13 protein-coding genes and 7 tRNA genes are annotated in these 13,890 nt (G+C 45.3%); 5 read left to right on the forward strand and 15 right to left on the reverse strand.

Annotated features, from left to right (window positions below):
- Position 1: 1 nt before the first annotated feature.
- The 8 genes from C8D85_RS17155 to C8D85_RS17190 all read right to left on the reverse strand — a co-directional run bounded on the left by C8D85_RS17155 (position 2) and on the right by C8D85_RS17190 (position 1,795).
- A tRNA-Pro gene (locus C8D85_RS17155) sits at positions 2 to 78 on the reverse strand.
- Between the two features lie 2 nt (positions 79 to 80).
- Positions 81 to 156, reverse strand: a tRNA-Asn gene (locus C8D85_RS17160).
- Positions 157 to 197: 41 nt separating this feature from the next.
- Positions 198 to 273 (reverse strand) — tRNA-Lys (locus C8D85_RS17165).
- Between the two features lie 13 nt (positions 274 to 286).
- Positions 287 to 362 (reverse strand) — tRNA-His (locus C8D85_RS17170).
- Positions 363 to 385: 23 nt separating this feature from the next.
- Positions 386 to 462, reverse strand: a tRNA-Pro gene (locus C8D85_RS17175).
- 2 nt (positions 463 to 464) lie between these two features.
- A tRNA-Asn gene (locus tag C8D85_RS17180) sits at positions 465 to 540 on the reverse strand.
- 44 nt (positions 541 to 584) lie between these two features.
- Positions 585 to 675 (reverse strand) — tRNA-Ser (locus C8D85_RS17185).
- Between the two features lie 67 nt (positions 676 to 742).
- Entirely contained in the window at positions 743 to 1,795 is a 1,053-nt protein-coding gene (locus C8D85_RS17190; protein WP_133565069.1) for a polysaccharide deacetylase family protein, read from the reverse strand.
- A gap of 149 nt (positions 1,796 to 1,944) precedes the next feature.
- On the opposite strand from C8D85_RS17190, the gene nudC reads away from it, so the two are divergent.
- Positions 1,945 to 2,754, forward strand: coding sequence for an NAD(+) diphosphatase (nudC, locus tag C8D85_RS17195; RefSeq protein ID WP_133565070.1), 810 nt, complete (start codon positions 1,945 to 1,947; stop codon positions 2,752 to 2,754).
- Between the two features lie 16 nt (positions 2,755 to 2,770).
- Positions 2,771 to 3,856 carry a zinc-binding metallopeptidase family protein gene (locus C8D85_RS17200; RefSeq protein ID WP_133565071.1) on the forward strand — a complete coding sequence of 362 codons (1,086 nt, stop codon included), beginning with the start codon at positions 2,771 to 2,773 and terminating at the stop codon, positions 3,854 to 3,856.
- Between the two features lie 80 nt (positions 3,857 to 3,936).
- Here C8D85_RS17200 and ppnN read toward each other — a convergent pair whose 3' ends face one another.
- The 3 genes from ppnN to C8D85_RS17215 all read right to left on the reverse strand — a co-directional run bounded on the left by ppnN (position 3,937) and on the right by C8D85_RS17215 (position 8,018).
- Positions 3,937 to 5,310: a nucleotide 5'-monophosphate nucleosidase PpnN gene (ppnN, locus tag C8D85_RS17205; protein ID WP_133565073.1), complete on the reverse strand. Its 1,374-nt coding sequence runs from the start codon at positions 5,308 to 5,310 to the stop codon at positions 3,937 to 3,939.
- Positions 5,311 to 5,498: 188 nt separating this feature from the next.
- Entirely contained in the window at positions 5,499 to 5,981 is a 483-nt protein-coding gene (locus C8D85_RS17210; protein WP_133565074.1) for a peroxiredoxin, read from the reverse strand.
- A gap of 60 nt (positions 5,982 to 6,041) precedes the next feature.
- Positions 6,042 to 8,018: a methyl-accepting chemotaxis protein gene (locus C8D85_RS17215; RefSeq protein WP_133565076.1), complete on the reverse strand. Its 1,977-nt coding sequence runs from the start codon at positions 8,016 to 8,018 to the stop codon at positions 6,042 to 6,044.
- 399 nt (positions 8,019 to 8,417) lie between these two features.
- On the opposite strand from C8D85_RS17215, the gene C8D85_RS17220 reads away from it, so the two are divergent.
- Both C8D85_RS17220 and C8D85_RS17225 read left to right on the forward strand, forming a co-directional pair.
- Positions 8,418 to 8,828 carry a PilZ domain-containing protein gene (locus C8D85_RS17220; protein ID WP_133565077.1) on the forward strand — a complete coding sequence of 137 codons (411 nt, stop codon included), beginning with the start codon at positions 8,418 to 8,420 and terminating at the stop codon, positions 8,826 to 8,828.
- 11 nt (positions 8,829 to 8,839) lie between these two features.
- Positions 8,840 to 9,361, forward strand: a complete 522-nt coding sequence (locus C8D85_RS17225; RefSeq protein WP_133565079.1) for a DUF501 domain-containing protein — start codon at positions 8,840 to 8,842, stop codon at positions 9,359 to 9,361.
- Between the two features lie 55 nt (positions 9,362 to 9,416).
- Here C8D85_RS17225 and C8D85_RS17230 read toward each other — a convergent pair whose 3' ends face one another.
- Positions 9,417 to 9,701, reverse strand: a complete 285-nt coding sequence (locus C8D85_RS17230; RefSeq protein WP_133565080.1) for a hypothetical protein — start codon at positions 9,699 to 9,701, stop codon at positions 9,417 to 9,419.
- 184 nt (positions 9,702 to 9,885) lie between these two features.
- On the opposite strand from C8D85_RS17230, the gene C8D85_RS17235 reads away from it, so the two are divergent.
- Positions 9,886 to 10,650, forward strand: coding sequence for a TSUP family transporter (locus C8D85_RS17235; RefSeq protein WP_162847620.1), 765 nt, complete (start codon positions 9,886 to 9,888; stop codon positions 10,648 to 10,650).
- Here the strand turns inward: C8D85_RS17235 and C8D85_RS17240 are convergent.
- The 3 genes from C8D85_RS17240 to C8D85_RS17250 form a co-directional block, all read right to left on the reverse strand.
- Complete coding sequence (locus C8D85_RS17240) at positions 10,645 to 11,565, reverse strand: LysR substrate-binding domain-containing protein (protein WP_133565083.1); 921 nt, start codon at positions 11,563 to 11,565, stop codon at positions 10,645 to 10,647. The genes C8D85_RS17235 and C8D85_RS17240 overlap by 6 nt on opposite strands.
- Before the next feature lie 354 nt (positions 11,566 to 11,919).
- The gene (locus tag C8D85_RS17245) at positions 11,920 to 13,290 is read right to left on the reverse strand and encodes a glyceraldehyde-3-phosphate dehydrogenase (protein ID WP_133565084.1); all 1,371 of its coding nucleotides are present in this window, start codon (positions 13,288 to 13,290) and stop codon (positions 11,920 to 11,922) included.
- 265 nt (positions 13,291 to 13,555) lie between these two features.
- Positions 13,556 to 13,888 (reverse strand): DUF3392 family protein, encoded by a 333-nt coding sequence (locus C8D85_RS17250; RefSeq protein ID WP_133565086.1) that lies wholly within the window; start codon positions 13,886 to 13,888, stop codon positions 13,556 to 13,558.
- Positions 13,889 to 13,890 lie beyond the last annotated feature (2 nt).

A 13,890-nucleotide genomic window follows, 5' to 3' on the forward strand; every position in this document is an offset into this window, starting at 1 on the left:
TTGGTCGGAGTAGAGGGATTCGAACCCCCGACATCCTGCTCCCAAAGCAGGCGCGCTACCAGACTGCGCTATACTCCGAATGGCTCCCTGAACTGGACTCGAACCAGTGACCTAACGATTAACAGTCGTTTGCTCTACCAACTGAGCTATCAGGGAATGTCAGAAAACAGAAATATAAATTCTGTAAAATACATAGTTGGTGGGTCGTACTGGATTCGAACCAGTGACCAATTGATTAAAAGTCAACTGCTCTACCAACTGAGCTAACGACCCAACTATGAGGCAATGGGGTGGACGATGGGGCTCGAACCCACGACCGATGGAATCACAATCCATAGCTCTACCAACTGAGCTACGCCCACCATTACCATTGATTTAAAATTAGTGGTCGGAGTAGAGGGATTCGAACCCCCGACATCCTGCTCCCAAAGCAGGCGCGCTACCAGACTGCGCTATACTCCGAATGGCTCCCTGAACTGGACTCGAACCAGTGACCTAACGATTAACAGTCGTTTGCTCTACCAACTGAGCTATCAGGGAACAACTAATTTTCAACTCACTTAAAACCAAATCTTTAAAAGAAATGGCGGAGGAGGAGAGATTCGAACTCTCGGAAGGCTATTAACCTTCGCCGGTTTTCAAGACCGGTGCATTCAACCGCTCTGCCACCCCTCCGTTGCGAGCGAGGTGTATATTACGGATTCTAAATTTCAGTGCAACTATTTTTTTAACTTTTTTTAAATTAATCCGTTACATACCGCTGTTCGGAGGCCGTTCGAATCCAAACGTTTGAGAACCAGTAATAATGCCTTCCGGACTGATCAGGCATCGTACAATTGATGCGCCCTCTTCCTACAGGAAATGCTCGCTCAGCTTCAACAACGACCACATTATCATCCACCCAATTAAGCGATGCTTTGCCTTGTCCTGCTACATAACAATTTAAGTCATACTTACGATAGCGTCCTTCTTTTAAAGTAAGCGTCATTTTAACTGGCTGCTCATTAGCAAAATCACCGCCATTCTCTATTGCATTAAGCGGCATTGGCTTAGCGCGCAATTTCACTTTCAAAGAAGAAAGCTCTGCATAAGGCCCTGCAGCCGGAAAGCGAGGTAAATTGGCAAAATCCGAATCCTTGCTAACCACCCCTGACTGTTGACCAAAACCAACCATATCTTGATCCCTAATAAGGTTACGCACCACCTCATTGGATTCGCCATAAGGATAAGCAATCATCTTCGGAGTAGAACCAAGCTTTGACGATAGCAAAGATTCAACATCAGATACCTCTTGTTGAATCCGCTGCTCCCACTGATCTACTGTCTCACCCTCTTCCAAACGAAGCATGTAAGGATGGCTCACCGTGTGATTCGCGAACACACCACCAGACTTTTGCATTTCCTCCATTTGAGACCAGGTCAGAAAGCTACGATGACCTCGTTCAATTGGGCCGGTATTAATGAATACGGTAAACGGAAAGCCATGCTCTTTAAGGATCGGGAAGCCATTTTCGTAAATATTTAAATAGGCATCATCAAACGTTATGGCAACAGCTTTATCAGGTAGAGGCTGATCAGAACGAATACTCTGTAAAGCGGTTGCCAAATCAAGCACCTGATAACCGGCCTCCTTCAAATAGTCCATGTGCTGCTTAAATTCTTCAGGTGACACGGATGTTGAGCGAGGTGTTGAAGCATCTACATGGTGATACTGCAAAATCGGTAAATACTCTTGTGCATGAGCAGCCCCAGTTACACAGCAAGCACTTAAAAGCGCAGCAGGCAGCAATTTCATAAAAACCCTTTCATCATTCTTTACATGTCATCACATTGTACGGGAAAGGGAGCAGATAAACATGCAAAAAGGCTCTGCTGGACAATTGCATACAACCATTGGAGAGAGTAGCTTAATCACATATACACTAAAGAATGATGAGTTTTTTCATGGTTGAAATTGGCACAAGCACTCACCCATCCCCACATGCTATGGCACGATACATACTAGTCACCAAGCACAGCGTACTAACACATGACTCGGGCTTTCTTTTTTCCCTGAAAGACTTTCACCCGACACCAGAAATGCGCAGCGTTTATATTGGCCAATTTGAAGGGGAAGATGTATTCGTATGCCATTTCCCCTCTCCCCCTAAAGGCTATACAGAGAAAGGGTTACGTGATGTTCTTTATGAATCAGATGCCTACTACTTTGGGCTTTTAAGCAGAGCTCACCAACTGGCAACATGGGATTTGGACCACCAATTCTGTGGCCGCTGCGGCTCAACGCTTACCAAAAAGCATGAGAAAGAACACGCAAAGCTCTGCAACAAGTGCCACATTAGGCACTATCCACGCATCTCCCCCTGCATCATTGTCTCTGTAAGAAAGGAAAATTCTATATTGCTCGCACGCTCATTTAACATGCCATCAGGCCGAATGAGCAACATTGCAGGGTTTGTTGAAGCGGGTGAAACATTAGAGGAAGCCGTGCATCGAGAAGTGCTTGAGGAAGTGGGAATTCATATTAAGAACATTCAATATCGAGGCAGCCAACCTTGGTCATTCCCCCATCAACTTATGGTGGGCTTTTTCGCCGAATATGATCATGGAGATATCGTACCAGCACCTGATGAGATCGCGGAAGCAGGCTGGTACCCAATAGATGCATTACCAACAACCCCCAACGCCACCAGTATTTCAGGCCAACTGATACTTGAGCACGTTGAGTTTATAAGCCAGATGGATTTCAAAGCATAGAGAGGCACATAGGATCATGAAGCTATTCAGTTGCCAACAATGTGGACAAGCACTACTTTTTGAAAACACTCAATGCGAGAGTTGCCAATCCCCTTTAGGGTTCCACTCCGATACATTAGAGCTAACAGCGCTGACACCATTGGAACAAGGTTTCAACGTCTACTCGAATCAACAACCTTCACCAGACAACACGGTTTGGTTTCACTGCTCCAATCATGCTCATAACGTCTGTAACTGGCTAGTCTCTACCCCAGACACACTGTGTGATGCGTGCGATCTGAATCGACACATCCCTAACCTTTCAGGCATCGAGGAGCAACAAGCTTGGCAAACGCTGGAGCAGGCAAAACATCAGCTGGTGTATGCTTTGCGCCGCCTCAATCTACCTATTGTGAACAAGAAACAAGACCCAGATGATGGCTTATCTTTTGATTTTATTTCTGAAGAAAACGTGATCCCTGAAGGTGCTCAGACTTCAACTGGTCACGCACAAGGCCAGGTGACAATTAATGCAGTCGAAGCCGATAGCGTTGATAGAGAACAGATGCGCAAGGACATGAATGAATCGTACCGCACTGTCATTGGGCACTTTCGACACGAAATTGGCCATTACTATTGGGATCAGCTGATTGCCGATCAACCTACTTATTTGACCTCATTTAGAGCACTGTTTGGCGACGAGCAACGCAATTACGCTGAAGCACTTTCAAGCCATTACGCCACCCCTAACCTTGAATGGCAAAATGAATTCATCAGCTCCTATGCCTCATCCCACCCTTGGGAAGATTGGGCGGAAACTTGGGCGCACTATTTACATATATTAGATACTCTGGAAACCGCTTATTACTTTGGCCTTAGCACTCGCCCACCCTTGCCTCAACATAGCCAACTAACAGCAAGCGCTTCTTTAGACCCTTATATACACGATAACTTTGAAGACCTCCTTAACGAGTACCTTCCATTGACTTTCGCAGCCAACTGTTTAAACCGAAGCATGGGACAACCAGATCTCTATCCGTTTGTATTAGTGCCGAAGGTAAGAGAAAAGCTTGGCTTTATCCATCAGCTACTCCGTCAAATTCAAGCAAACACACCCCAGTAGCAACACAGAGACTGTCTCAAAACTAAAAAGCCGTGCTAGCAATCACTAGCACGGCTTTTTGCCAATCCTTTCAGACATATTTAATCAGTAATCACCTTATAACAAGGCTCATAAGCCGTGCCTGGTAACTTCATACGCTGCTGAGTGACAAACGCTTCTAGCAAAGCATCGAGCTTCTTCATCAGCTCCTTGTCACCGTGTATTTCAAATGGCCCAAATTCTTTAATGCTGGCAACACCCTGTGGTTTCACATTCCCAGCAACAATAGCTGAAAAGGCACGACGCAGGTCCGCAGCGAGCAAGTGCGTATCTTGACCATAAAACAAATTCAATCCCTTCACATTTTCATGTGTCGGCTCAAATGTACGTTGAAATTCGTCGGGGATATGCAACTTCCAGTTGTAATAGAAGGCATCTTGATGCGCCTTACGATATAGGCGTACAGACTCCATCCCTTCCTTCATTACTCGCGCCACTTCAACGGCATCATCAATAATAATTTGATATTTCGCTTGCGCCTTCTCGCCTAAAACAGAACCAATGAATTCATTAATCTGCTCAAAGTAAGGTGCACTTTCCTTGGGCCCAGTAAAGACTAATGGGAATGGCATCTCTGCATTTTTAGGGTGCAATAAGATACCTAAAATATAGAGAATTTCTTCAGCGGTTCCAGCGCCACCAGGGAAGACAACGATGCCATGCCCAGTTCGAACAAACGCCTCAAGTCGCTTTTCGATATCTGGCATGATAACCAGCTGATTCACAATAGGGTTAGGTGATTCGGCGGCAATGATTCCCGGCTCAGTTAAACCTAGGTATACGCCATTTTGGATACGCTGTTTAGCGTGAGCAATAGCGGCTCCCTTCATAGGCCCTTTCATAGCACCAGGACCACAGCCCGTACAAATGTTCAGTTCACGCAGCCCTAACTCATGCCCTACTTGTTTAGTGTAGTCGTATTCATAGCGGGCAATAGAGTGTCCACCCCAGCACACCACCATATCGGGTGTTTGGATACGGCGAAACACATTAGCATTACGAAGCAGCTCAAACACCACATTGGTTATTTTGTCTGAGCTTGCGTCATTGAGGCCACGAGCAACGTTGTATTCGTGATAAGTAAAAATAATGTCTCGCAGCACACTGAATAGCATCTCTCGTACGCTACTGATCATTTTGCCGTCAACAAAAGCGCTACTTGGTGCATTGCTCAACTGAAGCTTTACACCACGCTCTTGTTGAATGATGCGAATTTCAAAGTCTTTAAACACTGACATAATTTCTGATGGATCATCAGAATCACTGCCACAATTTAAGATGGCCAAGGCACAGCGACGAAACAACTCATGTAAATCACCACTGTCTTCCGACATGCGAGTAATTTCTTCCTGTGACAACATTTCTAATGCGCCTTTTGGTGATACCAGCGCATCAACGCGATCGCTATATGTCATGGATCGCCCTCCTTTTTCTATGTGCTTGTCTTATAAGTATATTGCGCCTAGACAATAAAAAAGCAAGTAGATTTATGTGTTTCCTAGATCGCGTCTAATTTGCAAAATTCTTAAATCCCCAAACAAATCAGCCGTCACAAGCACAAAAAAGGCCGCCATAATGGCGACCTTCTCTTATTCTTTCTTAGCTATGAAACTTGCTCTAACACATGTTCAGCTGAGCTGATTCCAAACTCTCCAGGCTCTTCTAACCAGAGCTGCTGAATCACGCCGTTGATCACCAACATAGCATAACGGCGACTTCTAAGTCCCATTTGTGCCGTGGCTATTTCCAATTCTAAGCCTAAAGCCGTGGTTAGCTCGGCCGAATTGTCCGCAGCCATAACGATGTTACCCGCACCATGAGCTTGCCCCCACGCATTCATAACGAACACATCGTTTACAGACAAGCAGACAATGTCATCAACACCCTGCTCTTTGAATGCTTGATAGTGTTCGACGTAGCCTGGTAAGTGCCTCGCACTGCAGGTCGGCGTAAAAGCACCTGGCACAGCAAATAAAATGACCGTTTTATCTGCAAAGAATTCAGTGACATTCACTTCTTGTGGACCATTTTCCCCCATTACCAAGAAGGAACCATATGGCAACATATCACCAATTTGCACACTCATGCTCGTACTCCAATTGATTCTCGGATAAGCATCATAGCGTGATTTTTAAAACTCTGCGACTTAGGCCGTTCGAAATTGCCCCACCAACTTACGCTGTCGCTGCGCCAATTCATTCATTTGCTGACAGCTTTCTTGACTGGCATGAGCATCCTCCATCGCCTCTTGAGAACGATTCGATATTTCATGAATACTCTGATTGATATCCTGTGCCACGCCAGCCTGCTGCTCCGCTGACGTAGCAATCTGCACGCTTAACTCTCGAATTTCGACCACAAACTGCCTTAAATCTTGCAGTACCGCCCCCACACTTTGCGCCTCATGCATGCTGTTTTGAGCAAACTGACAACTTTGATCCATGGAGGAAACCGTTGCTTTAACGCCGCTTTGAAGCTCACTAATAACACGTTGAATTTCTTCAGTTGAGGTATGGGTTCTGTTAGCCAGCGTTCGAACTTCATCAGCCACTACCGCAAAACCTCTTCCCTGCTCCCCCGCTCTCGCAGCTTCGATTGCCGCATTCAGAGCCAGTAAATTTGTTTGCTCAGCAATATCCTGAATCACTTCTAAGATAGTTCCAATATTCTGCGAGTACTGATCCACCTGCTGCACAACTTGAGCGGAGGACTCCAATTGGGCAACCAACTGCTCGACCTGCGTGATATTCGCCGACATACGCTCAGAACTGCTGGCTGCGCTTTGATCAACCTGTTGCACCTTCTCAAGTGTCACCTCAGCATGGTGCGAAACTTCTCGCACTGTTGCCGACATTTGATCCATGGCTGCAGCCACCTCAGTGGTCTTATCATTCTGCGATTGCATTACCGACTGAGTGTTTGATGTTGACTGGTAGACTTGCTCCGCAGATGACACAACCTGAGTTGAGGCGCTGTCTATTTGCTTAATAACAGCATTTAGCTGCTCTACTAAGGCGTTCACCCATTGTGAAAGTTGTCCGAACTCATCTTTACTCGACACGGACACCTTCTGGCTGAAATCTTTTTCGGCAATTTTATTCAGGACAGACATGATGTTCGCTAGCGGCTTACGAATACTCAAGCTAACCCAGTAGGCAATAATTACCGCCAAAAGCACAGAGACGGCAACCACCAGATAAGAAATGTACTTAGCGCTATTGGATGCATCCAAAGCATTATTTTTCGCCTGCTCACGTAATTCACGAACACGAGTAATCAATTCATTCTGCTGAGTTTGCATCGCGGCAAGACCTTCTGAAAGAGCCGCCGCAGCCACTTCAGAATCCAACTGAATGGTTCGGAATTCATAATAATTTGAAATCACGCCATCATCAGCCTCAACCGCAGCACGTATCTCAGCGATCGCCTCAGACATGCTTTCATCTCCTAGTTTGCCTATTACCTTATCGACAGGGGCAAATGCTTTCCCCATTTCTTTTCGAATGCCGGATAAAGACTTCAAGCCCGTTGAGTCAAAATAGTCACCCACCAATAACAGCAAGCTCTCCATCTGTGTTTTCGCCAAACCAGCGGCGAACGCTTGCTCATCTGAGTCTGGATAATTAGTGATGGCATCCAAATCATCGATAGCAAACGTCAAAGCATCTTTTAGGTCTAGTTTTTTATCCGGCATAATCTGGTTGAGTTCAACCATCCGGTTATGATCGCCGATGGCTTGCTCAGCGAGTTCAAAGAAAGCAATTGACTGCTCTTCAATCGTTTGAACCGTTGCGAAGATATCAGGGTAATCCACCACATTTTGCTTAAGCAATTGCGCAACTCGGCCGAAATGCGCTTGCTCTTGTTGATACTGAGCGTTAGCGCTTTCTAAACCGCTATCACTTGAAGCCACAAGGTATTGCAGTACCGCACTGCTACTCTGAGCCAAGGCACCACTAACTTCAGCACTTTGATCTGAGATATTCGCAATTTCCCCTGTGACGGTATCAATGCGAGTTTGCACCGAATTTAGGCCGCCAACCCCAGCTCCCGCCACTACAAAGAGCAACAACAGCAACAACACAAAACCTAGCAATACTCTTTGTACGACTGATAGCGACATAAACGCCTCCCGTTTTAGCCTTTTCGCGACCGACTCGTTTATTAAACAACCTTTTAATAAAAAGGTGCCTGCTTTCCAATGAAGTTGCAAGCTTTGTTCCAGCTTAGAACATCACTCCCTTAGGATTTGAGCTTTTTGGTTTGATTTATGCATAAAAACAAAGAGCTCACTCACACTTTGTTTCCGATGTAAAAAGTGCTTTCATAACGATGTTTAAAGATAGGACAGCAATTTGCAGACTCTCAACATTACGATAGCGAAAAATTATGTGTTGCAAGAAATTTATCCTAAATTTCGTCTGTACAGTCAGAGTAAAAAGCGTACAATTCGCTTCTATTTTAAACCATCTGGCTTTCCAGCCGATAAACTGACTAACTGAACGATAATTGGCTTGTTGCGATGGAATTTGTTGCACATCCGAAAGACCTACCTCTCGACATAACAGTCGTTGAGGACCAGTGCTTTCCTCTTGTAGAAGCAGACAGACTGGGCTTTGTAGGTATTACCTATTTAGCACCCCTTGCTTATCAAGCGGGATCTTGCGTCCGGATAACTCTGCAAGAGATAGATCCGCACTTCTGTGTCACAGGGCGTATCGCTTGGTGTGATAAGGAACAGGACGAATATCGTATCGCTATTGAGTTCCCGAACAATGATGATTGTTACTGTGTGAGAATGGTCGAGCAGTTATCTCAGATAGAACATTATCGTCGACAGGCGAAAAACCAAGGTCGACGCCTTAACTATAACGAAGCCGCAGCCGAATGGATTCAGCAATTTGCTGCTAACTTCCCAGCATTTACTCTGTAATTTTATCCCTCATGACAAAACCTCTTTCTCAAGCTGATGTAGACATCATTACACAGCAACTTGGTCGTACCCCAAGTGGTATTCGACGCGTCGCACACTATTCTCCAGATGGCGTTCCTCAGGTGCTTGAAATGGAAACTTGGGTGTTTGACCAACCTTTCCCAACACTTTATTGGCTATCAAGCAGTGCCATAGACAAAGCGCTTGCGCGCATCGAAAGCCAAGGCGTTGTGAAAGAACTGGAACAACGTATCCGTGATGATGAAGAACTACGTGCTGCCTACCATAAGTCCCATGAAGATTATGTTCGCCGCCGCTGGGACGCTATGAGCGATGAGCATAAAAACATCATTGAAGAAAAGGGTTTCACACACTTGTTTGAAACACTCGGTATCGGCGGAATCAAAAACTGGGATCAGATCCGCTGCTTGCACATGCAATATGCGCATCACCTGGCTGGTGAGAATGTGATCGGAAAAATCTTAGACGAAGAATACGGTATTCGCGAAGTCGCTGATGCTGAGCGCAAATAAGCTCATAAAGTTGGTGTATTGTCACTGCGCAATACACCAACCAAAACCTTAATCATTACCCCTTCAAGAAAGCCTTTAGCTCATCAGCACTTTTTACTTTCGCCAGACCTTCACGAATTTTATTGAATGCACTCGCTGCCACAACTGGGCGCTGAGCATAAGTTGTTAGGGCTCCGCCCGTCCAACCCGCCATTTTTAGCGCTTCTTTTTTAAAAGCATTACCAGATACCCCATGGCCACCTAGCGCTAACAGCTCATCTTCAATATCCAAGTAACTTGGGCGCTCGCCACCAAACTTCATAAAATCATCTTGATGCACTTCTGCGTATTGTTTAGCCATCAATAAAATCCTTCAATATTTGCTCGTATCAGTATTAAAAGTTAGCCAGTTACGACCACAAGCTCAAGCAAATATGCGTTTAAAAACGTAACTTAACGTTTTGAACACCACTTTGCTCGCCTCCATTTCATAACATACTGTAAGATTGCACTTTAAGGCTATGACTATTTGCAAGGAGCAGACATTGGAATGGTTTTCAGATTTGCCACTGTGGGCACTCTTTGCATTGATACTTACTGCTTTTATCGCTGGGATCATTGATGCTTTGGCAGGTGGCGGAGGCCTCATCACCGTTCCAGTCTTAATTGCAGTTGGCATACCCCCCGTTGAAGCTCTTGCCACTAATAAGCTTCAAGGCTGCGCCGGCACACTTTCCGCCTCATATCATTTCATTAAAACAAGGCAGGTATCCCTGCACGATATGCGCCTCGCTATTCTCATGACAGCACTAGGCAGTTTGTCAGGTACATTATTGGTCTCTTATATCGATGGCAGCGCACTCATTAAAATCATTCCAGCTGTGCTGATTTTTGTTGCGGCATTCTTTTTTGCATTACCCAAACTTCAACCTTGGATCGCCAAGCTTGTACGCATCGATATGCTTTATTTTGCTGTATTTGCTGGTTTTAGTATTGGTTTTTACGATGGTCTCATTGGCCCAGGGACAGGGGCATTCTTTTCGACCGCCTTCATCTGCCTCATGGGCTACTCCTTAATTGCGGCAACCGCCCACACCAAAGTGCTAAACGCTACCAGCAATGTCGCATCACTGATTGTTTTTAGCTTCAGTGGGCATGTGCTTTGGGGAGTAGGGATCGCAATGGGAGCCGGCCAATGGTTTGGCGCTCAGATAGGGTCACGATTAGTGATCACCAGAGGCAACACGTTAATTAGGCCGCTGGTGATTGTTATGTGTATTGCATTGTCCATCAAGCTACTGCTGTCATGACAAAGACTCTTCTATAGAGTACAAGCGACACTCATCAATCAACCAGCTCAGCACTTGTTGAATAGGCTCTCTGTCTCGAAACTCATTAGGACACGCAAATAAATACACATGACCATTATCGTAAACCTGATCGAATGGCTTCAATAAACGCCCTTCTCTAATATCATCCATCACAAGAGGCGTCCGCCCTAGAGCAACCCCTTGCCCAGACAATGCCGCTTGAACGGCCAAATCTCCACGGTTAAAGCTCATTGCACGACTCGGACGTGCACCTTTGACTTTCGCCATGGCCAACCATGCCTCCCACTCTGCATAAGGGCTAAAGAAGCGCCACTCTGAATCATCATTAATAAGTGGTACTCGAACCAAATCTTGAGGAGACGTTAGGGCATTCTGTTCTGCAAAAAGCGGACTACAGACAGGAAACACCCGATCCGTAAGCAGCGGCACACTGTAAGCACTTCCAGAATGTAAATGACTGTGGACAATGGCTGCATCAATTCTATCTCGAGTGAAATTCACCTCACGATCATTTGCTTGAATACGCAGCTGAAGGCTAGGATGGCGCTCCTGTAATCGACCCAAGCGTGGCATTAACCAGCGTGTTGCAAAAGACGGCATCACAGACAAGGTTATAATATTTGAATCTCGCTCCTCTCTTAACTCTTCAATCAGACCATCTAGATCTGAAAACATATGTCTAAGATGCATGGCCAGACGAGCCCCCATAGGCGTCAGTTCCAAGCGTCGATGAAAACGTACAAACAAAGTAAAACCTAGCCGCTGCTCGAGTAAGCGAATCTGCTGGCTAACCGCTCCTTGGGTTAAAAATAGCTCTTGTGCAGCTTTGGTAAAGCTTAAATGCTTAGCAGCCACAACAAACGTATGCAGAAAAGGAAGAGAGGCTTTATTCATAGGTTTTTAGCATTAGATAATTTAATCCAAAACACAAGTTTATATCGTTTGTCGTGCAACGCTCAATAGCTAGAATAAGCACCATGTTTTGGTAGTACTGCTTCCTTAACCTGGCATCAATCATGATTGGATGCCAACCTCTAATGCATGCCCCCACAGCCATGCATTAGTCGTGATGTTGGTGAGCGCCACATCACATCAACTGCTAGTTACATTTATCGGGCCTTGTGCCCGATTTTTTTGTCTAAACTTAGCTAGACACTCAAGACAAACAAAAACGCATTATTTTTAGGCAAAAAAAACGGCGACCCGAAGGTCGCCGAACTAACACACATGCTTAAATGTGTCCGGTCATTACGCCGCTGCAGTCTCTACAGCGTTGCTATCAGCCAGTGCCATCTGCGCTAATTTTTCCATTAGACGCACGACTTGGCAGCTGTAGCCATATTCGTTGTCGTACCAAACGTAAAGAGTCGCTTGGTTACCACGTACTTTTGTTGATAGGGAGTCCAAAATACCTGCTTGCTCACTACCGATGAAGTCAGAGCTTACCGCATCAGCTTCTGCGCTGAAGCCAATTTGGCCAGCTAACGCAGCGCTTGCAGAGGCTTTCTTCAGTACTTCGTTAATTTCTTCAACTGACGTTTCCGCTTTCAAGTTCAAACTTAGAACCGCGATAGAGACGTTGATAACAGGAACACGAATCGCACTGCCACTTAGCTTGCCTTCAAGAGAAGGAATCGCTTTAGAAACCGCTTTCGCTGCGCCCGTTTCTGTCATTACCATGTTCATGGCTGCAGCACGACCACGACGATCGCCTTTATGAACATTATCGATTAGGTTCTGATCATTCGTGTATGCGTGTACTGTTTCAACGTGACCAGATTCGATACCGTATTTCTCTTCAAGAACAGAAAGAATCGGAGTGATCGCATTCGTTGTACAAGACGCTGCCGAAAGGATTTGATCGCTTGACTCAATATCCGAATCGTTAACGCCAAACACAATATTCTTCATTTGCTTACCTGGCGCTGTCAAAACAACACGGTCAATACCTGGACGAGCTAGATGGACACTCAGTCCATCATGATCACGCCAGCGACCAGTGTTATCTACTAGCAAAGCATTGTTGATGCCGTAGACAGTGTAATCCACTTCACTTGGGTCAGATGAGTAAATAATCTTGACTGGCTGGCCGTTGATAATCAGTTGCTCATTCTCAGCATCTGCTTTAACAACACCTTCGTAAGTACCGTGAACAGAATCGAACTTAAGCAGACTAGCGCGTTTAGCCAAGTCATTATCACCAGCTTTTCGAACAACGATAGCAGCCAAATTCATACCTGGAGTGGTATGACCAAGCGTACACATGCGACGTGCAAGCAAGCGACCAATACGACCGAAACCGTATAAAACAACCGGTGTTGTAGAACCCGCTTGAGCAAAGCTTGCTAGCGATGCGATGTCCGCATCAGCCAATGCTTCTTCAAGCTCAACAACTGCATTAGATGTTTTGTTTGCGATCAATTGTTCTAACACTTGATACACACGAGCTAGGTCTACTGCTGGATATTGATCAAACAGTGCTACCAGTCCAGTAACAGAATCTGACATCAAAGTTTGTCCAGCAAGCTGAACTTTAACTGACTGCTCACGACCTAGCTTACCCAATAGCGGAATCATTGATTCAACTTTGGAAACCGTTTCAAACCAAGTGTTTGTCATTTATCTGCCCCCGAGAAATACAAACGTTTTGCGACAATTTGGGCGCAGTCTACCCATTCATCGAGGCAAAAACAAATTGTAACAAGGCAACAAAAAACCTTTAAAAACGGTACTTTAGAGCATTATTTTATGAAAACAACGTAAGAATAAGAGGTGCGTAAATAAATAACGACATTATGATGATTGCAGTAAAATCACGGCACTTTTTCTAATAAAGTTACGTAATTTCACTACAGAAAAAGAAGGAAACTTTCTTAATTTTTTTTTATAAATAACGTTTTCTCTCGGCGATAATCCCCAGCAAGCTGAAACAAACCAAAACTAAAGCCGGTCGCCACACAGGATCCGTCATACTTAACACTCGGTAAATAAAGGGCTGTCCCCAGAGCGTAAGCAGGCCATAACCAAAAGTACACATCAGAACAAAGGCAGCAATACGCGCCACAAACCACCAGCTCGCCACAGAGCGCTTTAAGGTCCGATTAAGCCAATCACCCAAGATCACCAAACTGGTGGCCATAAGAGCCAATGCAATATCAGAAAGGTAAGGCTGCATCAGGCGAACAAACACCATGTTAATGTCTTGTAGAATACCCATAG

Origin of the sequence: Marinomonas communis, assembly GCF_004363305.1 — a bacterium.
Classification (GTDB): domain Bacteria; phylum Pseudomonadota; class Gammaproteobacteria; order Pseudomonadales; family Marinomonadaceae; genus Marinomonas; species Marinomonas communis.

Bases quoted from the DNA above. Each gene is read 5' to 3' on its own strand.
- C8D85_RS17190 (WP_133565069.1), bottom strand. From the start codon at position 1,795: ATGAAATTGCTGCCTGCTGCGCTTTTAAGTGCTTGCTGTGTAACTGGG.
- nudC (WP_133565070.1), top strand. From the start codon at position 1,945: ATGGTTGAAATTGGCACAAGCACTCACCCATCCCCACATGCTATGGCA.
- C8D85_RS17200 (WP_133565071.1), top strand. From the start codon at position 2,771: ATGAAGCTATTCAGTTGCCAACAATGTGGACAAGCACTACTTTTTGAA.
- ppnN (WP_133565073.1), bottom strand. From the start codon at position 5,310: ATGACATATAGCGATCGCGTTGATGCGCTGGTATCACCAAAAGGCGCA.
- C8D85_RS17210 (WP_133565074.1), bottom strand. From the start codon at position 5,981: ATGAGTGTGCAAATTGGTGATATGTTGCCATATGGTTCCTTCTTGGTA.
- C8D85_RS17215 (WP_133565076.1), bottom strand. From the start codon at position 8,018: ATGTCGCTATCAGTCGTACAAAGAGTATTGCTAGGTTTTGTGTTGTTG.
- C8D85_RS17220 (WP_133565077.1), top strand. From the start codon at position 8,418: ATGGAATTTGTTGCACATCCGAAAGACCTACCTCTCGACATAACAGTC.
- C8D85_RS17225 (WP_133565079.1), top strand. From the start codon at position 8,840: ATGACAAAACCTCTTTCTCAAGCTGATGTAGACATCATTACACAGCAA.
- C8D85_RS17230 (WP_133565080.1), bottom strand. From the start codon at position 9,701: ATGGCTAAACAATACGCAGAAGTGCATCAAGATGATTTTATGAAGTTT.
- C8D85_RS17240 (WP_133565083.1), bottom strand. From the start codon at position 11,565: ATGAATAAAGCCTCTCTTCCTTTTCTGCATACGTTTGTTGTGGCTGCT.
- C8D85_RS17245 (WP_133565084.1), bottom strand. From the start codon at position 13,290: ATGACAAACACTTGGTTTGAAACGGTTTCCAAAGTTGAATCAATGATT.
- C8D85_RS17250 (WP_133565086.1), bottom strand. From the start codon at position 13,888: ATGGGTATTCTACAAGACATTAACATGGTGTTTGTTCGCCTGATGCAG.